The 21,894-nt window shown below is 72.1% G+C and carries 17 protein-coding genes; 10 read left to right on the top strand and 7 right to left on the bottom strand.

All coding sequences use genetic code 11. The features are described 5' to 3' along the window. Positions 1 to 941: 941 nt before the first annotated feature. Positions 942 to 2,561, top strand: coding sequence for a CBM35 domain-containing protein (locus ACSTA4_RS09350; protein WP_444963187.1), 1,620 nt, complete (start codon positions 942 to 944; stop codon positions 2,559 to 2,561). A 352-nt stretch (positions 2,562 to 2,913) separates the two neighbouring features. On the opposite strand, the gene ACSTA4_RS09345 is transcribed toward ACSTA4_RS09350, so the two are convergent. After that, entirely contained in the window at positions 2,914 to 3,210 is a 297-nt protein-coding gene (locus ACSTA4_RS09345) for a hypothetical protein (RefSeq protein ID WP_444963186.1), read from the bottom strand. A 136-nt stretch (positions 3,211 to 3,346) separates the two neighbouring features. Then, positions 3,347 to 4,339 carry an alpha/beta fold hydrolase gene (locus ACSTA4_RS09340; RefSeq protein WP_444963185.1) on the bottom strand — a complete coding sequence of 331 codons (993 nt, stop codon included), beginning with the start codon at positions 4,337 to 4,339 and terminating at the stop codon, positions 3,347 to 3,349. Positions 4,340 to 4,393: 54 nt separating this feature from the next. On the opposite strand from ACSTA4_RS09340, the gene ACSTA4_RS09335 reads away from it, so the two are divergent. Further along, positions 4,394 to 5,065 (top strand): TetR/AcrR family transcriptional regulator, encoded by a 672-nt coding sequence (locus tag ACSTA4_RS09335; protein WP_444963184.1) that lies wholly within the window; start codon positions 4,394 to 4,396, stop codon positions 5,063 to 5,065. A gap of 57 nt (positions 5,066 to 5,122) precedes the next feature. On the opposite strand, the gene ACSTA4_RS09330 is transcribed toward ACSTA4_RS09335, so the two are convergent. Next, positions 5,123 to 6,301 carry an alpha/beta fold hydrolase gene (locus ACSTA4_RS09330; RefSeq protein WP_444963183.1) on the bottom strand — a complete coding sequence of 393 codons (1,179 nt, stop codon included), beginning with the start codon at positions 6,299 to 6,301 and terminating at the stop codon, positions 5,123 to 5,125. A gap of 121 nt (positions 6,302 to 6,422) precedes the next feature. Then, on the bottom strand, positions 6,423 to 6,800 hold the full coding sequence (locus ACSTA4_RS09325) for a MerR family transcriptional regulator (protein ID WP_444964134.1): 378 nt from the start codon (positions 6,798 to 6,800) through the stop codon (positions 6,423 to 6,425). Positions 6,801 to 6,913: 113 nt separating this feature from the next. Between ACSTA4_RS09325 and ACSTA4_RS09320 the strand changes: the two genes are divergently transcribed. The 3 genes from ACSTA4_RS09320 (at position 6,914) to ACSTA4_RS09310 (ending at position 10,354) form a co-directional block, all read left to right on the top strand. Then, the gene (locus ACSTA4_RS09320) at positions 6,914 to 7,987 is read left to right on the top strand and encodes an alkene reductase (protein ID WP_444963182.1); all 1,074 of its coding nucleotides are present in this window, start codon (positions 6,914 to 6,916) and stop codon (positions 7,985 to 7,987) included. Positions 7,988 to 8,378: 391 nt separating this feature from the next. After that, on the top strand, positions 8,379 to 9,314 hold the full coding sequence (locus tag ACSTA4_RS09315) for an alpha/beta hydrolase (protein WP_444963181.1): 936 nt from the start codon (positions 8,379 to 8,381) through the stop codon (positions 9,312 to 9,314). Positions 9,315 to 9,412: 98 nt separating this feature from the next. Then, on the top strand, positions 9,413 to 10,354 hold the full coding sequence (locus ACSTA4_RS09310) for a GntR family transcriptional regulator (RefSeq protein WP_444963180.1): 942 nt from the start codon (positions 9,413 to 9,415) through the stop codon (positions 10,352 to 10,354). 210 nt (positions 10,355 to 10,564) lie between these two features. Here the strand turns inward: ACSTA4_RS09310 and acnA are convergent, their stop codons facing one another. Beyond that, positions 10,565 to 13,318 (bottom strand): aconitate hydratase AcnA, encoded by a 2,754-nt coding sequence (gene acnA, locus ACSTA4_RS09305; protein ID WP_444963179.1) that lies wholly within the window; start codon positions 13,316 to 13,318, stop codon positions 10,565 to 10,567. Positions 13,319 to 13,663: 345 nt separating this feature from the next. On the opposite strand from acnA, the gene ACSTA4_RS09300 reads away from it, so the two are divergent. The 5 genes from ACSTA4_RS09300 to ACSTA4_RS09280 all read left to right on the top strand — a co-directional run bounded on the left by ACSTA4_RS09300 (position 13,664) and on the right by ACSTA4_RS09280 (position 19,546). Then, positions 13,664 to 14,665, top strand: coding sequence for a Bug family tripartite tricarboxylate transporter substrate binding protein (locus tag ACSTA4_RS09300; protein WP_444963178.1), 1,002 nt, complete (start codon positions 13,664 to 13,666; stop codon positions 14,663 to 14,665). After that, complete coding sequence (locus tag ACSTA4_RS09295) at positions 14,662 to 15,432, top strand: tripartite tricarboxylate transporter TctB family protein (protein ID WP_444963177.1); 771 nt, start codon at positions 14,662 to 14,664, stop codon at positions 15,430 to 15,432. The genes ACSTA4_RS09300 and ACSTA4_RS09295 overlap by 4 nt, the downstream gene beginning before the upstream one ends. A 5-nt stretch (positions 15,433 to 15,437) precedes the next feature. Beyond that, positions 15,438 to 16,970 carry a tripartite tricarboxylate transporter permease gene (locus ACSTA4_RS09290; protein ID WP_444964133.1) on the top strand — a complete coding sequence of 511 codons (1,533 nt, stop codon included), beginning with the start codon at positions 15,438 to 15,440 and terminating at the stop codon, positions 16,968 to 16,970. A gap of 154 nt (positions 16,971 to 17,124) precedes the next feature. Further along, on the top strand, positions 17,125 to 18,252 hold the full coding sequence (locus tag ACSTA4_RS09285; RefSeq protein WP_444963176.1) for an MFS transporter: 1,128 nt from the start codon (positions 17,125 to 17,127) through the stop codon (positions 18,250 to 18,252). Between the two features lie 400 nt (positions 18,253 to 18,652). Next, positions 18,653 to 19,546: an alpha/beta fold hydrolase gene (locus ACSTA4_RS09280; RefSeq protein WP_444964132.1), complete on the top strand. Its 894-nt coding sequence runs from the start codon at positions 18,653 to 18,655 to the stop codon at positions 19,544 to 19,546. Between the two features lie 53 nt (positions 19,547 to 19,599). Here ACSTA4_RS09280 and ACSTA4_RS09275 read toward each other — a convergent pair whose 3' ends face one another. Together ACSTA4_RS09275 and ACSTA4_RS09270 are read right to left on the bottom strand one after the other, a co-directional pair. Further along, positions 19,600 to 19,872 carry a hypothetical protein gene (locus ACSTA4_RS09275; protein ID WP_444963175.1) on the bottom strand — a complete coding sequence of 91 codons (273 nt, stop codon included), beginning with the start codon at positions 19,870 to 19,872 and terminating at the stop codon, positions 19,600 to 19,602. A 52-nt stretch (positions 19,873 to 19,924) separates the two neighbouring features. Continuing rightward, positions 19,925 to 21,607, bottom strand: coding sequence for a sodium:solute symporter family protein (locus tag ACSTA4_RS09270; RefSeq protein ID WP_274977010.1), 1,683 nt, complete (start codon positions 21,605 to 21,607; stop codon positions 19,925 to 19,927). Positions 21,608 to 21,894 lie beyond the last annotated feature (287 nt).

The following is a 21,894-nucleotide window of genomic DNA, read 5'->3' as shown; positions in this document are numbered from 1 at the left end:
TAACCCCCTGAGTCCCGGAAGCCCCGGAAAGGCACATTGACCGCCTTGGGAAACGGCCACGGCTCCGCCCGCGCGAAGTGACGGCGAAACCGGTGAACAGACCGCCTCGCCGGGACCGCCACGGGGCCGTGCGGGGCCCGGCGGGCGTTCAGGGCGGACCGCCTCCACCAGGCGCAGCCCGACCTCGGCAGCGCGCCTTCCCCGCTGTGCACCACCCGTCACGTGGGTCGCTGACCTCATACGCGCACCTCGCACCTCGCACCTCGCACATTGCGCCCTGCGTCCTGCCTGCGGAACTCCGATGAACGCTTCGGAGATCCGCTTGCACGCCGCCTGACGACGAAGCGCGCCAGCGTTCACCAATGTCCTGGTAAGGGCTTTCCGTATCACCTGGTTCGGCGTCTCCGACGAGGCCGTCCGTCCAGGTCACTGCCCTCGCGAAGCGCGTAGCGCGAACACAGTCGAAACACCCTCCGTCACTCGCGCCCCTTCTTCCCCACCGGACACATAAACGGACGCCTCAACGCGCCGCCCGCGCGACGCCGACGCCGCGACCAAGAGCCACGGAGGCTGACGCAGAGCACTTCCGAGAAAGTGAACACCGCTCCGAGCAGGAAGGACTTCGCGCCATTAACACGAAAACACATGGAGAACAAGACCGTTGACGCGCTGAGAACAAACACTTAACTTCTCGTTTGAAAGCGCTTTCCGAACTACGGGCGCCACCGTTCCACCGGCACGGTCGCCCCCGTGGCCGCACCATCCCATGACCGACCGCGCCGCACTTACCGCGCCGCACCGACCCCACAGCACCGGCTGTGCCGCGCCGACCGCACCCGCGAAGTCCCCGTCCCCCAGCCCCTTCCGTCCCTTCCCGCACTCCCGTCCTTTCCGTTCACCGTCCCAATGGTCAGACGCACCAACCCCCCTGGAGACGAACGATGAAGACCAGACCCGCCCTCGCGTGCGCCGCCCTCCTGGCAGGCACGCTCGTCACGCTTTCCGGCACCGCGGCGCACGCCGCCACCACCCGCTACGAGGCCGAGGGCTCCTCCGCCTCCTGCAACGGCAGCATCGAGACCGAGTGGCCGGGCTACTCCGGCGACGGGTTCTGCGACACCGAGAACGAGGAGGGCGCCCACGTGCAGTTCAGCGTGAACGCATCCGTCTCGGGAACGGCCACGCTGACCGTGCACTTCGCCAACGGCACCTCCTCCGCCCGCCCGGCCGACGTCCTCGTGAACGGCTCCCGGGCGGCTTCGGTCTCCTTCGAGGGCACCGGCGACTGGGACGAGTGGGCGACCAAGACGCTCACCGTCCAACTGGACGAGGGCGCCAACACGATCCGGTTCGACCCGACCGGCTCCCAGGGCATGCCCAACGTCGACTACCTCGACGTGGAGACCAGCGGCGGCGACGATGGCGGAGGCGATGACGGAGGCGGCGACGACGGGGGCGGCGACGACGGCAACCCGCCGACCTCGGACGCGCTGTACGTGGCCCCGGGCGGCAGCGCGGGCGCTGACGGCACCGAGTCCGACCCCACCACGCTCACCTCGGCCATCGACCGGATCGAGCCCGGCGGGACGATCCACATGCGCGGCGGGACCTACTCCTTCTCGGACACGGTCACCATCCCGCTGGGCGAGGACGGCACCTCCGGCGACCGCACGGAGCTGTCCGCCTACCCGGGTGAGACCCCGGTGCTGAACTTCTCCGCCCAGAGCGAGGACTCCACCAACCGCGGCCTGGCGCTGGAGGCGTCCTACTGGCACATCGAGGGCATCGTCGTCGAGCACGCCGGGGACAACGGCATCTTCGTCAGCGGCAGCCACAACGTCATCGAGCGCACGGTGACCCGCTTCAACCGCGACACCGGCCTCCAGCTCTCGCGCCGCGTCTCCAGCACCCCCGAGAGCGACTGGCCCGCCCACAACCTCATCCTGAGCGCGGAGTCGCACGACAACGCCGACTCCGACGGTGAGGACGCCGACGGCTTCGCCGCCAAGCTCACCTCCGGCCCCGGCAACGTCTTCCGCTACGCCGTGGCCCACAACAACATCGACGACGGCTGGGACCTCTACACCAAGGACGACACCGGTCCCATCGGCACCGTGACCATCGAGGACTCCCTGGCCTACGAGAACGGCATCCTCAGCGACGGCTCCCAGGCCGGGAACGGCGACCGCAACGGCTTCAAGCTCGGCGGCGAGGACATCGGGGTCGACCACGTCATCAGGGGCAACATCGCCTACGACAACGGCAAGCACGGGTTCACCTACAACAGCAACCCGGGCTCGATGACGGTGTCGGACAACGTCAGCATCGGCAACGAGGAGCGCAACTTCAACTTCGACGACGGCTCCTCGGTGTTCCGCGGCAACACCTCGTGCGACAGCGGTTCCAACGACCGGATCATCGGCAACGCCGACAGCTCCAACCAGTTCTGGTCCGGCTCGAACGGGTCGCGGTGCTCCTCCTACGACGGCGGCCTGGACTGGTCCTACTCCGCCGACGGCACCCTGGTCGTGACCTTCGGGGGCCAGCGGGTCACGCCGTAACCGGCGCCACGGGCCGGGTGCGCTGACGCGACCGAGGCGCCCGCCACGGTTCGGTCCCCGGACCCGCACCCGCACCGTGACCGGGGCACGAAAGGCCCCGGCCGGCGGACCTCCCCGCCGGCCGGGGCCTCCGTGCACGCCCGGAGGGACCCCGCCCACCCGGGCGTGCACGGGTCCACGGGCCCGTAACCGCACCGGGCCGCCGTCCGGGGGTAAGCACGGCGGGGAGGGCGTTCGGCGCTCCGGTTCCGGGCGCGGCGGTCCGCTCGACCCGCGCGGACGCCGCGGCACCCCGGCATCGGAGGGCGGCGGGTTCGCCTCCTGCTACGAAGGCCTTCCGGGCTGCGGCCCCTCAGGGGTCCAGGCGGCGCAGCGCGCCCTCCCAGCGGTGGCGGCGGTCGGCCTCCGGCATCTCCCACCAGGGCGTTCCACGCTCGCCCAGGCCCTCCTTGGCCAGGGCCACGCGTGCGCGCGCACGCCCTTCGGCGTCCGGGTCCCCGGCGCGCAGCGCGGCGGCCACGTCCCTGCGCGCGGACATCAGGTGTCTCACCAGGCGCTCGCGTACCGGTTCCGGCAGTTGCGGGTCGCTCGCGCGCCAACGTCGGCCGGAGACCACGACGTAGCGTCCGTCCTCGGTGCGTTCGGGCATGTCCGTGTGGTGCCCGCGATCGGTCCCGGACAAGCGCGCCGCTGGCTCCGGGACCGGTCGACGCCTGCCCCCGGGCCGGTCATCGCCGGACTTCAGGACAGGTCGACGCCTGTCCCGAGTCCGGTCATCGCCCGGTTCAGGTCCGGTCCGCCTCGTCCAGGAAGGCGGCGATGTCGGCGGCCAGCTCCTCGGGGTACTCGCCGTTGATCGCGTGCGAGGCCTCCGGGTAGACCTCCACCGTGCCGTGGGGCAGGGCGCGCTCGGCGGTGGCCGCGGCGGTGTCGGGATCGTGCATCACCGACCGTCCGGCGACGAACGCCAGCACGGGCACGTCCAGGTCCGTGAGGGCCTCCTCGCTGATCCTGCCCGGCTGGGGCAGCTTGAGCGCGTAGTTCTGCATGGCGGACTCGATCATCCGGGCGACCGGAACGTCCTCCACCGGAGCGCCGCCCGCGGTCCAGGAGTTGAAGCCGTCGCGCCAGGAGCGCGGCAACCAGGGCAGCGAGGCGGGCAGGGAGCGCAGGATCGCCTCCATGGGCATGTCGTCGAAGACGAACACCGGGTCGACCAGCGTCACCGAGGCCACCAGCGAGGGTTCGCGGACGGCCAGGTTGGTCGCCGTCCAGCCGCCGATTGACAGCCCCACCAGGTGGAACCCCTCCTCGGGCAGGCCGTCCAGGGCCTGGTGCAGCCACGCCGCCTGGTCGGCGTCGTCCTCGATGGGCCGCTCCTGCACGCTCATCCCGGGTTCGCCCAGCAGGTCGACCGTGTAGACGTCCCCGACCTCCAGCAGGGAGGGCAGGTTGTCCGCCCAGACCGGCGAGGGCGCCGCCCGGCCGGGCAGCAGGACCAGCGGTTCCCCCCGGTCCCCCTCGCCCTCGCCCTCGCCCTCGCCCTCGAAGCGGTACATCCGCACGACCCCGTAGTCGGTGCGCACGTCGATCTCGGCGTCGGGCCGGGGCAGGTCGGCCATCGCGGCCTCGTAGGTGCGCATGAAGGCGTCCCGCCCCTCGGCCGAGCGCCAGTGCCCCACCGGTGAGGGCGTGCGCAGGGCGACCGCGGCGAGGAGCACCACGACGACCACGGCGCACGCCACGATGATCCACCGGCTGCGCTTCTTCTTCTGCATGACAACTCCTAACCGCTTGGTAAGTAATCTGACCATACGGTAAGTTCTGGAGTCATGACAAGAGAGAACCCCCGGTCACGGGAGCCCGAACAGGGGCACGAGCAGGCAGAAGTGCAGACGCGGAGGCGGGAGCGCGGGTCCCGCAAGCCCACCCTGACCGAGCAGGCGAGGCGCGCGCAGCTCATCGACGTGACGGTCCGGCTCATCGCCGAACACGGGGACGCGGCGACCTCGCTGGCCCGCATCGCCGAGGCCGCGGGCATCACCAAGGCGGCGGTGCTGTACCACTTCCGCTCCAAGGACTCCCTGGTGCGCGCGGCGCACGAGAGCGCGCTCAGCGGCCTGGTCGAGCACGTGGGCCGGGCCGTGGAGAGCGTCGACGCCGAACGGGCCCCCGCCGCCTACATCCGCTCGATGGTCGGCTACCTGCGCGACCACCCGGGGCACACCCGGGTGGTCATCGCGGCGGTGAGCGATGAGGACCGCCGCTCCAGCCAGCGCTGGCGCCCCCTGGCGGACCTGATGGCGGCCGCCCGGCGGGCACGCGGGGCGGACTCGGGCACGGAGGGGCCGGACCTGCGCACCACGGCGCTGATCGTCGGCGGCGGCATGGACGCGATCGTGGCCGAGCACCTGGACCACCCCGACTACGACCCGCTCGCGGCGGCCGAGGAGCTGGTCGCCATGCTCGACGGCGTTCTCTTCTCGTCAGCTTCCCGGCCCTGACGGACCGGGCGTGCATTCGAGTGCAGGACGACCGAACGATCCCGTGGGGACGTGTGCTCAGAGGCCGAGCAGCGGCACGAGAGCGCGAGCGAACTCCGCCGGTTCCGCGCTCGCGCCCACGTGGTTGCCGGGCATGTCGATCAAGGGCTGACCCAGCAGAGCGGCCAGGGCGCCAGCCGCCCGACGCGCCATCTGGTGATGGCTCAACGAACCGGCGCACACGGTCAGCCCGGCTCGGCGCAGGACCTCGATGTCGGGCTCGTAGAAGACGGCGGGGCCTGCCATCTGACCGAGGAAGTAGCGGTTCTTGTCGAGTTCTTCGGGCGGCAACTCCGGCAACGCGATATGTGTGGGAGGCACCTGGTCCGGGGCTGTGTGGTGGGCGGCGCCGCTCAGGTCGAAGAACTCCTGCACGGCTCGCTGAGGATCAGTCGTCGCGACGGCGAACGCCGACGCGGCGCGATCTGCGAGGGTGGCGTCGTCCAGGAGGGTGATCAGGGGCGGCTCGTGCAGCACGGCCGATCCGACGAGGTCGGGATGCTGCTCGGCCAGTTCGAGAAGGGTCACGGCACCGCCGCTCGTGCCGACGAAGATCGCCGGGGCGCCGGTGAACGTGTCGACCAGCGCGGCGAGGTCTCCAGCGAGGACTTCGGGCGTGGGCGCAGCCATTCCGGGTGTGACGCGACTGGCACCGATACCGCGGGGATCATGGGTGACGACGGTGAACCGCCCCGCGAGCTCGTCCGCGAGAGCGGCGAACCCGCCCCGCCCCGCCGGCGCGCCGACGAGGAAGAGCAGCGGCCCCTCCCCCTGGACGCTGTAGGCGATCGTCGTGTCGGGTCGTTCGAGGACTTCCGGCGAGTCGGTTACCTGATCGGTGTAGTCCGCGATCTTGCGGGCGATCACCTCAAGGGCACGGTCCAGCGCGTCACGGCGGTCCTCGACGCGACGGCGATGCGCTGTGAGCAGCTCCAGCCGCAACCGCGACGGGTCGGTGACCTCGGCGTCGGCGCCGGTGAACTGCGCGATGTCGGCCAGGGGCATCCCCGTCTCGCGCAGGTGAACCAGCATGCGGATCAGGTCGACATCGGCGGCGACGTACTGACGGCGCCCGGCGGTGTCACGCCGCGGGGCGGGCAGGGTCCCCTGTCGCTCGAAGTACCGCAGCGTGTCGGGTTCGAGACCGGTACGCGCGGCGACCTCACCGATGCCGAACTGCTCTTCTTGCTCACTCATGGTGCGAGCCTCGCACTTGGACCTCGGTCCAGGTCAAACGAGGATCTTCGGACCACGGACCTGAATGCGAACCCGACCCGCCTCTCCCGTCGGCACGGCCAGGGCTCTCCGGCGGAACGGGTCAGGCGGCGGCGCCGGAGCGGAACCGCTCCCGGTAGGCGAGGGCCGCTTCCGTCAGGCCGTCGAGCGCGTCGCGCGTGCGCACCAGCTCGGCGATGTGTTCGGTGAGCCGGTCGCGCTCCCGGGCCATGCGCTCGATCGCCGCGTCGGAGTTGCGCTCGCTGGGCGCCTCGGCGCAGGGCAGCACCTCGGCGATGGTGCGGCTGGACAGCCCGGCGGCGTACAGCCGCTGGACGAAGGCGACGCGCTCGACGGCGGCCTCGGTGTAGTGCCGCTGCCCGCTGGCGCTGCGGGTGCTGTTGAGCAGCCCCTGCTCCTCGTAGTAGCGCAGGGACCGGACGCTCACACCCGTCCGTCTGGCGAGTTCCCCGATGCGCACGACTTCCTCCCCCGTGACCTGCGACACAGCCGCTTGCCTCTCACATCAATGTCAGGTTTTAGCGTAGTCGACGTGCCCGACCGGAGCACACCGCCCACGGAGGAGAACCTGTCGTGACCAGCCTTTTCCAGCCCTACCGGCTCGCCGAACTGCACCTGCCCAACCGGGTCGTGATGGCGCCGATGACCCGTGTCCGCGCCGCGGAGGGCGGACTGGCGACGCCGTCCATGGCGGCGTACTACGCCCAGCGCGCGACCGCGGGGCTCATCGTCTCCGAGGGGGTGCAGCCGAGCCTGGTGGGGCAGTCCAACCCGGGAACGCCGGGCCTGTACACCGACGAGCAGGTCGCCTCCTGGAAGCCGGTGACCGAGGCGGTGCACGCCAACGGCGGCCGCATCTTCGCCCAGATCATGCACGGCGGACGCGTCTCGCACCCCGAGACCACCGGAACGCGGCCGGTCGGCCCCTCGGCCGTCGCGGCCGTGGGCGACGTGTTCACGCCGAGCGGTCCCCAGCCGGTGCCGGTGCCGCGTGCGCTGGAGGAGGCCGAGGTGCCCGAGCACGCCGAGTCCTACGCCCGGGCAGCACGCCGCGCGGTCGCCGCCGGGTTCGACGGGGTCGAGCTGCACGGGGCCAACGGCTACCTGATCTCGCAGTTCCTCTCGGACAACGCCAACCTGCGCACCGACTCCTACGGGGGCTCGGTGGCCAACCGGATCCGGTTCGCCGTCGAGGCGACCGCCGCGACCGCCGACGCCGTGGGGCCCGAGCGCACCGGCATCCGCCTCTCCCCCGGCGCCGGGTTCTGGGGGGTGGAGGAGACGGGCGTGCGCGAGCTGTACACCGCGCTGCTGGCCGAGCTGGCCCGGATCGGGGTGGCCTACGTCCACCTCGAAGCCACCGCCGACGAGGAACTGCTGCTGGAGCTGCGCCGCGCCTGGCCGACCACCCTCATCATGAACCCGGTGCTCCCCATGGGCCCCAAGCAGGTCGGCCGGACCGAAGCCGACCACTGGCTCGGGCTGGGGGCCGACCTCATCAGCTTCGGCCGCTCGTTCATCGCCAACCCCGACCTGGTGGAGCGGCTGCGCACCGGGCTGCCGATCGCGCCGGTGGACGAGGCGACCTACTACCAGGGCGGCGACCGGGGTTACCTGACCTACCCGGCGTACCAGTACAGCGCGTAGATCGCGGGTCCTGAGACTCCGCCTGGTTCCCGGGTCTGATCCTGGTCCTGCTCGGCTCCGGAGCTCAGGCCTGTAAGTCCACATGGAAACTCGTGTGGAGGACACAAGGCAGCGGAGGGAATGCGGGAACGCGGCGGCCCTTCCGGGAAGGCTCCCGGAAGGGCCGTGGTTCCGCGGAACCACGACCGGGGGACCAGGCCCCTCCTCTGTCCCAGGGACCACAGGCGCGGACTCCCGGACACCCGACCAGGGCATCCGTCCCCGCAACCCGTTCCGGTATGCTCCGGACGGCATCCGCGCCGCCCGGCGGCGGACGGCGCGACGCCCTGCTCGCCCGCCCGCGAACCGAGGGAGGCCCCGTGCCGACGACCACCGTTCCAGGACCGCTGTCGTGAAGCTGTCGAGGGTGGCACCGGAGCTGCGCGGCCCCCTGCTCCGTTCACCGGAAATCCCCGTACACCGCCCCTGGGCACTGCAACTCACGCGCAGACTGATGGAGGACCTGGACGCCCGGGAACTGCCCGGCGTCACCATGGAACTCCCCGAGGAGGCGGCCCCCGGCGTCCGGGTATACCGCCCCGACGAGCAGCGCTCGGACGGCGCCCTCGTCTGGATCCACGGCGGCGGCCTGGTCATGGGCCGCGCCGTGCAGGACGACCCGCTGTGCAACGCCACCGCCCGCGAACTGGGCGTCACCGTCGTCTCCGCCGAGTACCGCATGGCCCCCGAGGACCCCTACCCCGCCGCCCTGGACGACTGCCACGCCGCCTGGACCTGGCTCCAGGACAACGCCGCCTCCCTGGGCGTGGACCCCGCGCGCGTGGCGGTCGGCGGCCAGAGCGCGGGCGGCGGCCTCACCGCCGCACTCGTCCAACGGTTGCACGACGAGGGCGGCACGCAACCGGTCGGCCAGTGGCTGCTGTGCCCCATGCTCGACGACCGCACCGCCGCCCGGCGCGACCTGGACAGGGTCCGCCACCGCATCTGGAACAACGAGGTCAACCGCTTCGGCTGGCGCTCCTACCTGGGCGCCGAACCCGGTGCGGCCGCGGTCCCGCGCTACGCCGTGCCCGCACGCCGCGAGGACCTCAGCGGCCTGCCGCCCGCCTGGATCGGCGTCGGCGACATCGACCTGTTCCACAACGAGTCCCGCGAGTACGCGCACAGGCTGCGCGACGCCGGGGTGGACACGACCTTCTACCTGGAGCCCGGCGCTCCCCACGGGTTCGACTCCTGGGGCGCCAAGACCTCCGTCGCCCGCGACTACCTCGCCAGGGCCCGGACCTGGCTGGAGAAGGCACTGGTCCGGGAGCTGGGCGGCTCCTGACACTCCGGTCCTGAAAGCCCGGCCCCGGGCGCCCGCGCCCCCGACCGGAGAACACCGGCATCATAGGAAGGGAACGCAGCCACACGACGGGAACGTGCATGACCGGAGCAGTCGAGACGGCCGCCAAGAAGCGCGGGGACGGCCGGGCCTCCGCGCTCGCGCTCTCTCTCGCGACCCAGATCAGCGAGCTGGCGCGGACGGGCGGCCTGGACGAGGGCGCGCACCTGACCGAGCAGTGGATCGCCGACCGGCTCCAGGTGTCGCGGTCCCCGGTCCGGCGCGCGCTGGCGCTGCTGGACGAGATGGGGATCGTGGAGCACATCCCGAACCGGGGGTACTTCCTCACCAGGCCGGGCAGCGAACTGGCCTCGGTGGACGCCGTGCCGGAGCGGGACGGGCTGGAGGACCTGTACTTCCGCGTGGTGGACGACTTCCTCAACGACCGGCTCGACCGGGAGTTCACCGCCGCGGAGATCGCGCGCCGCCACGGGGTGGCGGCCCGGCACGTGCAGCAGGTCCTGGTCCGGATGGAGGCCGAGGACCTGGTGCGGCGGCGGGCGGGCCGCGGCTGGGAGTTCCAGGAGGTGCTGTCCACCGCGGAGGGGCACGACCACAGCTACCGGTTCCGGATGATCGTGGAGCCCGCCGCCCTGCTGGAGCCGGGGTTCGCGGTGGACGCGGAGGCCTTCGCGCTCCACCGGGAGCGCCAGGAGGGCCTGGTGCGGGGCAGGGCGCTGTCGTCCGCGCGCGGCACCCTGTTCCAGACGGGGGCGGAGTTCCACGAGATGCTCGTGGGGTGCGCGAACAACCCGGTCCTGCTCGACGCGGTGCGTCGGCAGAACCGGGTGCGCAGGCTCATCGAGTACCGCCACCAGGTGGACCGCACGCGGATGGTGCACCAGGCCCGCGAGCACCTGCTCCTGATGGACCTGCTCAGGGAGGGGCGAATCGAGGAGGCGTCCCGGGCCCTGCACGCGCACCTGGACCGGGTCCGGTGGATCAAGACCGGGATCGGCGCGGAGCCGCCCGCCCTGCTGTGACGGGCGGCGGCCCCGCGACCGAGCGTGCCCGCGTGCGGACCTGACCGGAGAAGGCCCTGATCGGGGACCGGCCCCGGGCGCGCGGACGTCCGTTGCCGGGGATCGCCGCGCCCCCGGTTCGGCGGGCCGAGCGCGCAGGCGTTCACCGGTCCGGGACGGCCCCGGGCACGCAGGTGTCCGCCGATCGGGACGGCCCAGGACGGTCCGGTCTCAGGCGGGCCAGGCGGGGCGGTCCGCGAAGCGGCGGGCCACGTAGGGCATCGTGCCCCCGTGCCGCAGGTAGGCGACCTCGTGCCCCGAGTCCAGGCGCAGCAGCACGGTGTGCTCCCGCGCGCTCCCGTCGGCCCCGGTGACCCTGAGGACGAGCGGCGTCACCCCCACGCCGATCCCGCCGAGCCCGAGGACGGTCAGCCGCTCGCCGCCGTCGAGTTCCAGGTCGGCCGCGGTGGCCCCCTCGGGGAACAGCAGCGGCAGGACACCCATGCCGATGAGGTTGCTGCGGTGGATGCGTTCGAAGCTCTCCGCGATCACCGCCCGCACGCCCAGCAGGGCCTGGACCTTGGCCGCGACGTCGCGGCTCGACCCCGTCCCGTAGGACCGGCCCGCCAGGACCACCAGGTCCACCCCGGCCTCGCGGTAGGTCGCGGCGGCGTGGAAGACCGGTTCCACGCGCGAGCCGTCGAGGACGCGGGCGTGCCCTCCCCGGCCGCGTTCGCCCTCCGGCAGGAGCAGGTTGGCCACGGCCGGATTGGTGAAGGCGCCGCGCAGCATCACCTCGGGGTTGCTGCGCCGGGTGGAGTACTGGTTGAGGTCGCGCGGTTCGGTGCCCAGTTCCCGCAGGTAGGCGCCCGCAAGACTGTTACGGGGGATGGCCCCGGCCGGTGAGATGTGGTCGGTGGTGACGTGGTCGCCCAGCCACAGCAGGACGCGGGCGTCCTCGACGCGGACCTCGCTGCCGGGTTCGGGGCGCACGCCGGTGAGGTAGGGCGGCCTGCGGATGTAGGTGGAGCGCCCGTTCCAGGGGAAGTGCGTGCTCCCGGACGCGTCCAGCGCCCGCCACTGCTCGGTGCCCTCCCAGACCGCGGCGGCGTTCTCCCGGAAGGCCCGCGGGTCGACGGCCTTCTCCGCGACGCGCGCGACCTCCTCGTCCTCGGGCCACAAGTCCGCCAGGTACACCGGGTTCCCGTCGCGGTCACGGCCCAGGGGCTCGGCGGCGAAGTCGTGCAGGACCGTTCCGGCCAGGGCGTAGGCCACGACGAGGGGCGGCGAGGCCAGGTAGGCGTGCGAGACGCGGGGGTTGACCCGGCCGGGGAAGTTGCGGTTGCCGGACAGCACGGCCGCGGCCTCCAGGCCCTCCCCGGCCAGCTCCTCCAGTTCGGGGACCAGGGGGCCGGAGTTGCCGATGCAGGTCATGCAGCCGAAACCGACGGTGTGGAAACCGGCCGCTTCCAGGGGCTCCATCAGCCCGGCCTTCTCCAGGTAGCCGACGACCACCCGCGAACCCGGGGACAGGGTGGTCTTGACCCAGGGCTTGACGCGCAGGCCGCGTTCCATGGCCCGCGCCGCGAGCAGGCCCGCCTGGATCATGAGCGCGGGGTTGGCGGTGTTGGTGCAGCTGGTGATGGAGGCGATGCCCACCGGTCCGCGCGGGAGGGGCTCACCGAAGACGTCCTCCCCCTTCACCGGGACCGCGTCCGACGCCGGAACGCTCTCCGGTGCAGGAGCGCTCGCCGACACCGGAACGCTCTCCAGGGCAGGAGCGCTCTCCGGTGCGGACGCGGTCTCCAGGAAGGAGGCGGGCACCCGGGACAGCGGAACGCGCTGGTCGGGGCGGTGCGGCCCGGCCAGGCAGGGCTCCACCGCGCCCAGGTCGAACTCCACGAGCCGGTCGAAGCGCGGTTCCGGGGAGTCCGCGCCGCGCACCAGCCCCTGGGCGCGCATGTAGGCGTCCACCGCCTCCACGTGCTCGTCCTCGCGCCCGGTCAGGAGCAGGTAGTCGCGGACCTCGCGGTCGTAGGGGAAGTAGGCGCACGTGGCGCCGTACTCGGGCGCCATGTTCGCCACCGCCGCGCGCGCCGACCAGGACAGGCCGTCGATCCCCGGTCCGCAGAACTCCACGAACGCGTCCACGACGCCCGTCGCGCGCAGCAGTTCGGTCAGCGTCAGCGCCAGGTCGGTGGCGGTGACGCCGCGCCGCAGGGCCCCGGTGAGCCGGACGCCGACGACCTCGGGGAAGTTGAGCATCACGGGTTCGCCGAGCATGGCGGCCTGCGCCTGGAGTCCGCCCACGCCCCAGCCCAGGACGCCGATGGCGTTGATCATCGGCGTGTGGCTGTCGGTGGCCACGAGGACGTCGGGGTGCAGGAGGTCGGGGCCGTCGCCGCCGTCCTCACGCCAGACCACGCGGGCGAGGGTCTCCATGTTGACCTGGTGGATGATGCCCCGGCCCGGGGGGACCACGCGGAAGCCGCGCACGCTGCGCTCGGCCCACTTGACGAACTCGTACCGCTCGGCGTTGCGGCGGAAGTCGATGTCGAGGTTGCGGGCGAAGGCGGCGGCCGACCCGTGCGCCTCGGCGATCACGGAGTGGTCCACGACCAGGTCGGTGGCGATCACCGGGTTGACGTCCGCGGCGTCGCCGCCCAGTTCGGTGACCGTGTCACGCAGGGCGGCCAGGTCGGTGAGGGTGGGCAGGCACGTGGTGTCGTGCAGCATCATCCGGTTGGGGTGGAAGGGGACCTCGCAGTCCCCGTGGCCCGAGCGCACGCGGGCGAGCACCGCGGGCAGGGCCTCGGGCGCCCGGCGGGCCACGTTCTCCACCAGGACGCGGACCGTGTAGGGCGCGCGGTCCAGCTCGTCGGGGGTGAGCAGCCGATCGAGCGCGACGTAGCGGAACTCGCTTCCGGCCGCGTTGAGTACCGCTGTCGCGGCGGTTCTGGCGGTTGTGGACACGGAGTCGTCCATCGTCTCCCCACGCTGGTCCTCGGGTGCGCCGGTTCCCGGACACCCATGATTGTTCTAGCAATGAGACTAGTACAAAGTGGAAACACCCGGTGGAGTCAGCCCCCGGGAGCGGCTGCCCAATGCTCGAAGGCGTCCTTCCAGGTCGCGACCGGCCCGCCAACTCCACCCCGAGGCGGGACGAGCCGGAAGGTTTCCGAGGAGTATCGAGCGCCGATCTCGGGTTCCGCATATTGCACTCGCGTTCATCTTGGTGCAATATCTCCAGGTGTGTGCCCCGCCTCACGAGGCACACGTCACACAGGGACCGGGCCTCGGCACCGGTCACGCGATCCGTGGGGGAGAGCAATGCAGATAACGGCTCCGAGCCGACGCGAGGCGATCGCGGGTGCGATCGGAGCGGTCGCCCTCGCCGGTGCCCTGGTGGAGGTCCGCGCCGGCGAGACCTCCCGTGAAGCGGGTACGGGCGGTGGGCGCCTGGAGGTCGTGGTTCCCGCCGCGGCGGGCGGCGGCTTCGACACCGTCGCCAGGCAGACGCAGTACGCGCTCCAGCAGAACGGTCTGGCCAGCGGGGTCGAGGTGCTCAACCTGCCCGGTGGCGGCGGAACCGTGGGCCTCAACCACACGGCCCAGCAGCGCGGGCGCGGCGACGTGCTCATGGTGATGGGCAGCTCGATCCTGGGCGGCATCGAGATCACCGGTTCGCGGACCACCCTGGCCGACATCACGCCGCTGGCCCGGCTGGCCGAGGACTACATCGTGGTCGCGGTCCGCCAGGACTCCCCGCTGAGGACCCTGGAGGACCTGGCCGCGGCCTGGACCGAGGCACCCCGCGACCTCGTGGTAGGCGGGGGCGCCATCGGCACCTCGGACCACCTGCTGGCCGCGCTCATGCTCGACGGGCTCGGGATCTCGCCCTCCGAGCTGAACTACATCGTCTACTCGGGCGACGGCGAGGTGCTCACCTCCCTGCTGTCGCACACCTCCGACATCGCGGTGTCCAGCTACAACGGCTTCCAGTCGCAGATCGAGGCCGGGGAGGTGCGGGCGCTGGCGGTCTCCGCCGCCGAACCGCTGTCCGGCGTGGACGTCCCCACGCTGCGCGAGGCGGGCATGGACCTGGACCTGGCCAACTGGCGCGGCCTGGCCGCGCCGGGCGGGCTGGACGAGGACCAGCGCGAGGTCCTGCTGGACCTGGTCCACGCGCTGGTCGAGACGCCGGAGTGGCGAGAGGCCGTGGAGCGCTTCGGGTGGCGGGAGGCGTTCGTCGCCGGGGAGGACTTCGACGCGTTCCTCACCGAGGAGACCGCGCGCCTGGAGCAGATCATCGAGGGATTGGGACTGTCGTGACCCGAGAAAGACCCGCCGGGGTGCAGTCCCCGGAGACCGACGCGGAGACCGGCACGGACACCGGGCCCGCGAGCGGGAGCGAGACGCGAGTCAGCGCCCGGACCGAGGCCGGGGACGGCAACGGAACCGGTGCTGGGAACACCGTCGAGAGCGTGACCGGCGACCGGGCCGGGACCACCGAGGGCGTGACCGGAGCCGACACCGCCGCCCCGGAACCCGCGGCCGACCCCGCGCCCGCCACCCTCGGCACGGCACTGGCCGTGCCCGCGGTGACCCTGGTGACGGCCCTCTTCCTGCTCGTGGGCGGCATGGTGATCCGCGTGCCGGAGAGCAGCGGCTTCCTGGGCCCGCAGTTCTTCCCGCTGACCGTGGGCGCCCTCCTGGGTGTCACGGCGTGCGTGGCGGGGGTGCGCGCGGTCCTGGCCGTGCGGCGCTCCCCGTCCGCCGAAACGACCGGGACCGTGGCCGCTCCCACCACGGCCGCCGAGGCCGACACCGACGCCTCCGACGCGAAGAGCGAACACGGCGACTGGTGCACCCTGGGCATCATGGCCGCGACCCTGACCGCCCACGTCCTGCTGCTCCAACCGCTCGGCTGGCTGCTCTCGGGCACCCTGCTCTTCTGGGGCGTCAGCTTCGCCCTGGACCGGCGCTCACCCCTGCTGGACCTGTGCGTGGCCGTGGCCCTGGCCGCGCTCGTGCAGATCTGCTTCTCCGGCCTGCTGGACGTGTCGCTGCCCAGCGGCCTGCTCGGAAAGGTCCTGTGAACACCGTGGACACCTTCTCCCTCCTGATGTCGGGGTTCGCCGAGGCCCTGACCCCCGTCAACCTGCTGTGGTGCCTCCTCGGCGTGGTCCTGGGCACGGCCGTGGGCGTCCTGCCGGGGCTGGGCTCGTCCATGGCGGTCGCCCTCCTGCTCCCCCTGACCTTCCTGCTGGAGCCGACCGCGGCGTTCATCATGTTCGCGGGCATCTACTACGGCGGGCAGTTCGGCGGCGCGACCACGTCCATCCTGCTCAACACCCCCGGGCAGAGCTCGTCGATCGCCACCGCGTTCGAGGGCCACGCCATGGCGCGGGGCGGCAGGGCCTCCCAGGCGCTGGCGGCGGCGGTGATCGGCTCCTTCATCGGCGGCATCGTGGCCACGACCGTGGTGGCCTTCTTCGCCCAGCGCATGGTGGTCCTGGCGCTCGGGTTCGGACCGGCCGAGTACTTCGCGCTCGCCGTCCTCGCCTTCGTGTGCACCGCCGCCGTCGTGACCTCCTCCCCTCTGCGGGGCATCACCGCTCTGGGCATCGGCCTGACGATCAGCGTGGTCGGCATCGACGACCAGAGCGGCGCCATCCGCCTGACCCTGGGCGTCCCGCAGCTGCTGGACGGGGTCAGCATCGTCGTGATCACGGTCGGACTGCTGGCCGTGGGCGAGGTCCTGCACACCGGCTTCCGGCCGAAGCGGGCCGCCGCGGGTCAGCTGGTGGCGTCGGGCACGCCGTGGCTGGGGCGCGCGGACCTGCGCCGCTCCTGGAAGCCCTGGCTGCGGGGAACGGCGCTGGGACTGCCCTTCGGCGTGATCCCCGCGGGCGGCGCCGAGATCCCCACCTTCCTGTCCTACGGAACCGAGAAGGCGCTGGCCAGGCGGCGCGGGAACAGCGAGTTCGGCCGGGGCGCGATCGAGGGCGTGGCCGGTCCGGAGGCGGCCAACAACGCGACCACGGCGACCGCGATGGTCCCCCTGCTCGGGCTCGGCCTGCCCACGTCCGCGACGGCCGCCGTGATGCTGGCGGCGTTCCAGCAGTACGGGATGCAGCCGGGACCCCTGCTCTTCGAGCAGGAGGGCGACCTGGTCTGGGCGCTGCTGGCCAGCATGTTCATCGGCACGTTCCTGCTGCTGGTGATCAACCTGCCCTTCGCGCCGCTGTGGGCGCGGCTCCTGCGCCTGCCCCAGCGCCACCTGTTCGCGGGACTGATGGTCTTCGCCACGGTGGGCGTGTACTCGGTCAAGGGCTCGGTGTTCGACGTCGTCCTGCTGTTCGCGGTGGGCGCCCTCGGTCTGCTGATGCGCAGGTACGACATCCCCGTGGCGCCGGTCCTCATCGGCGTCATCCTGGGGCCGCTGGCCGAGAGCGAGCTGCGCCGGGCGATGGCCGCGAGCCAGGGCGACGTGTCGATCCTGTTCGACAGCGGCATCGCGGTCGGCATCTACACCATCCTCGTGGCCGTGGTGGCGGTCTTCGCGGTCAAGCGGGTGCGGGACCGGCGCCGGTCCGCGACCCCGGCCGACGGGAGCCGGGTGGGCACCGTGTAGAACCGGATGGTCACGTCATCGGACGTCCCGGGGGACCCCCAGCCCCCGGGGCGCCGTGGCGTCGGGCGGGGAGCACACGGACGAGGGGGAGAGAACGTTGGGAAGAGGCCGCGTCAGGGGGGCGTCGTGGCTCTGGCCGCTGTTACTGAGCGTCATGTGCACCCACACCGCGCTCAACCTCGCCCGTCCCCTGGTCTCGTACCGGACGATCGCCCTGGGCGGTGACGCCGTGGCGGTCGGGCTGGTCACCGCCGCCTACGCGCTGCTGCCCCTGCTGGTGGCGGTCCCGCTGGGGCGTGCGACCGACCGGTCCCGGCGCATGGCGTGGATCGTCGGCCTGGGCGCGGCGGTGCTCGGCGCGGGCTCGCTGCTGCTGGCGTACGGCACGGACCTGTTCGCGATCGCCGCGGCCAGCACGGTGCTGGGCATGGGCCACCTGCTGTGCATGGTCGCGGGTCAGGGGCTCATCGCGCGCATGGCCGCACCGGGGAACCTGGACCGCGACTTCGGGTGGTTCACCGCGGCGGCCTCCCTGGGCCAGCTCGTGGGCCCCCTGCTGTCGGGCGCGATGCTGGCCGACGCCTCGGGGGACGCGCTGCTGTCGGCGACCTCCGCCGCCCTGCTCCTGGCCGCGGTGATCGGCGGACTGGGGCTGGTGCCGATCCTGGCCTTCGTCCGGGTGCGCATGCCCGCGCCCTCGCGCGAGAAGGGCTCGGAGAGGACCCCCGCGCGGGAACTGCTGCGCAGGCCGGGCCTGCCCTCGGGGCTGTTCGCCAGCCTCGCGCTGCTCTCGGCCGTGGACATCCTCACCGCCTACCTGCCGCTTGTCGCCGAGAACCGCGGCATCTCACCGATGACGGTCGGCGTCCTGCTGAGCCTGCGCGCGGGGTTCTCCCTGCTGTCCCGCCTGGTGCTGTCCCGGCTGGTGCTGCGGTGGTCTCGCGAGACGCTGATCGCGGTCAGCGCCGGGGCCGCGGGCCTGTCGATGGCTGCGGTGGCCCTGCCGGTCAGCAACGTGTTCGTGCTGGGAGCGGTGCTGGCCGTCGGGGGGTTCCTGCTGGGTCTGGGCCAGCCGCTGACGATGTCGGCGGTGGCCACGGCCGCGCCGGAGGGCTCGCGCGGGGCCGCGCTGGCGCTGCGGATCTGGGGCAACCGGCTCGGGCAGGTCGGAATCCCGGCCGTGGGCGCGGGGGTCGCGGGCGCGGTGGGCGCGCCCGGGGCGCTGTGGTTCGCGGCGGTGGTGCTCGTGGCGTCCGCGGTCACGGCGGCCAAGCAGATCTGACCCGCCCCGGGGCCCGCGGGGCGGGCGGGAAGCGTGAGGCGCCAGATGCCCGCAGGGCCTCCCGACCACGCGAGACAGACGCACACGGAAAGCCAGGTGCGCATGAGGCGCGTGAGCCACACGGACACCCGACCATCCCGAGCGGGTAGCAGCACGAGGCAGCAGATGCGTGTGGGACGCGTGAGCCCGCCAGAGTGGCCCGGGGCGTGCGAGGCGGGTGCTCAGCACAGGCGTCACAACCGTGCTCTCCCGTCCCGGAACCAAACCCGGGAACCGCCTCGGAGCGAACGCACAGGTCGCGCACTCCCCTGTTCGAACACTCCCCGGGGGCGTACGATGAGAAGTTAGTGTGTCGGCAGTCGGGTCCACCAACCCCGGCGTCTCCACGGAACCAGGCAACGTGAACCACCCCGCCCCCTCCCCCGCACAGCGCGTCTACCGTTCCCGGACCACCAAGCAGGCCGTCCACGACTGGTGCTGGGACAGGCTCAACGCCCAGCCCCTGCTCACCCCGCTCGCGACCGTCCCCTGTTCCCTGGGCGTCACCCGCGTCTTCACCGCCTCCGGAGGCCCCGGCGTCCCGGTCCTCGTGCTCCCCGGTTCGGTCCTGAGCACGGCCACGCTCCTGGACGCCGTCCGCGTCCTGGCCGAGGACCGCCCCGTCCTGATCGCCGACCCGCCCGGACAGCCCGGGCTCAGCGACGGCGTCCGGCCCCTGGTCGAGCGCCCGGCGTACTACGGCGGCTGGCTGGACGAGGTGCTGCCGCAGATCACCGACCGGCCCGTCCTGGTCCTGGGCCACGGCATCGGCGCGGCCATCGCGCTCTCGGCCACCCCCGGGCCCCTGGTGGCCGGGCTCTGCCTGGTCAACCCCGGCGGCCTGACACCGGCGACCGGCGCAACCGCCCTGGCCGCCGCCCTGGTGCGCTGGAGGTTCCACCCCGACGCCCGATCCAGCTCCGCGCTGCTGCGCGCCATGTGCGGCCCCGGCTCGGCCGAACCCCGGGACGCCACCCTGCTGGAGTGGACGACCCTGGTCGGCCGGTCCTGCCGCGCGGTCAACGTGCTGCCGCCCCGACCGCTGCGGGCGGAGGCCCTGCGCCACTGGCGGCGGACCCCGGTCAGCGTCGCCACCGGGTCGCACGACCCCTTCTTCTCCCCCGACCTGCTGCACAGCCCGGCCCTGCTCTTCCTGGACGCCGCCGTCCACACCGTCCGGGGCGCGGGACACCTCGCGCTCCACGAACGCCCCGACCTGGTGCGGGACCTGCTGCGGGGGCTCCCCGACACCTGAGGCCCCGGGCCGCGTCCGCGGCCCGGGGCCCGGGGCCCGTGTGACCGCGCGGATCAGGCCTCGGTGTCGGGGCCCGGCTCCTCAGGGGCCTTGAGCGGCTTGACCAGCGCCCAGGCGCCCATGAACACGGCGAAGGCGAGCATGCCCAGGCCCGACCACAGGTTCAGGTTCGTGCCGCCCTGCTCGATCTCCTCCGGCGTGGCCGCGAACCCCATGACCGTCAGCACGACGCCGTAGATCGCGAACAGCAGCGCGATGATCGTGCGGATGTCGAAGACCCGGGAGGCGGTGCGGCCCTTCCTCGTTCCGGGGCTGTCAGCGCTCATCGGATGACCTCCTTGCCAGCTTGTCTCAGCACGGTGCACCTCTCGGGGTCGCTCAGGCGAAGATGATGTTCAGGATGATGACGAGTGCCAGGGCGATCCCGGCCAGCAGCCCCGGTCGGCGGTACCAGCCGGAGTCCTCACCGGTGGTGGAGGCCTTGCGCGACTCGCGCGGGGTCAGGGAGTGCACCAGGCCCACCAGCTCGGAGTCGGGCTTGGGCCGGGTGAACATGGTGACCACGACGCTGACGAGGATGTCGACCACGAAGGCCGCGCCCGCGCCGACGAAGCTCGCGCCCTGCGCCGACAGGGCCAGCACGCCGGTCTCGGCGAGCAGGAAAACGCCCACGGCGGCCAGGGTTCCCGCCGCCAGGCCGCTCCAACCGGCGTGGGGCGTCATCCGCTTCCAGTACATGCCGAGGATGAACGTGGCGAACAGCGGCGCGTTGAAGAACGAGAACAGCTGCTGCAGGTAGTCCATCAGGTTGGAGTAGCCCGAGGCGATGAACGCCGTGCCCACGGCGCCGACGGTGGCTCCGACCGTGACCCACCGGCCCATGCCCAGGTAGTAGGAGTCGGGCCGGTTCTTGACGACGTAGGCCTGCCAGATGTCGTACGTGAACACGGTGTTGAACGAGCTGAGGTTGGCGGCCATACCGGCCATGAACGACGCGAGCAGACCGGCCAGGGCCACGCCCAGCAGACCGTTGGGCAGCACGTCGCGCATCAGCAGCAGGATCGCGTCGTTGTAGTCGACCCCGGGGTTCTCACCGGCCTTGAGCTGGACCATCTCCGAGACGCTCACGCCCGCGATCATCCCGGGGATGATGACGATGAACGGGATGAACAGCTTGGGGAAGGCGCCGATGATGGGGGTGCGCATCGCGGCCGACATGCTCTTGGAGGCCATGGCGCGCTGCACCTCGACGAAGTTCGTCGTCCAGTAGCCGAACGCGAGGACGAAGCCGAGGCCGAAGACGATGCCGAGGATGCTCAGGAAGCTGTCGCCGAAACCGGTCAGCGCGTTGCCCGGCCAGGCGGAGAGCTGTTCGGCGCCCTGCGGCGAGGCGGTGACCTCCTCCACCAGGCCCGACCAGCCGCCGACCCGGTTCAGTCCGGCCAGGGTCAGCGGCAGCAGCGCCGCGACGATGACGAAGAACTGGAGCACCTCGTTGTAGATGGCCGCGGAGAGCCCGCCCAGCGCGGTGTAGCTGAGGACGATGGCGGCGGCCACCAGGAGCGACAGCCACAGGGGCCAGCCCAGCAGCGCGTCCACGATGGTCGCCAGCAGGAAGAGGTTGACGCCCGCGATCAGGATCTGGGCGACCGCGAAGCTGATCCCGTTGAGCAGGTGGGCGGCGGTGCCGAAGCGGCGGAGCATGAACTCGGGGACGCTGCGGACCTTGGAGCCGTAGTAGAACGGCATCATGACCAGGCCCAGGAACAGCATCGCCGGGACGGCGCCGATCCAGAAGTAGTGCATGGTCGGCATGCCGTAGTTGGCGCCGTTGGCCGACATGCCGATGATCTCGATGGCGCCGAGGTTGGCCGCGATGAAGGCCAGACCCGTCACCCAGGCGGGCAGGGAGCGCCCCGACAGGAAGAAGTCGAGGCTGTTGGAGACCGAACGCCGGGCGATGAAGCCGATGCCCAGCACGAACGCGAAGTACACCGCGAGCAGGGTGTAGTCGATGGCGTTGGCGTCCAGCCGCAGGGAGTCCTGTGCTAGCACGGTCACGTCGGCTGGTCCTCTCTCGACGCGGCGGCCCCTCCGTGGAAGGCCTGTTCACACCTTCGGACGTGATGCGCGCGGGTCGGCACCGGATCTCGGGCGACGAAGGACGCGGCGTCGCGGACCGGTACCCGTGTCTCCACCTCAGGACGGGGTGCGCCCATGTTCTTACTCCGTTCACGCATGTGCACCGTGCACATGAGGACCATTCCCCACATTTTTCCACGGAACCAAACATTAACCATCAAGGTAAGCAACCATCTTGCACAAGCACCGGTGTGTCAAGGGTCTGG

Source organism: Nocardiopsis sp. M1B1 (assembly GCF_052466615.1).
This window is presented reverse-complemented; position numbering and strand designations above follow the sequence as displayed.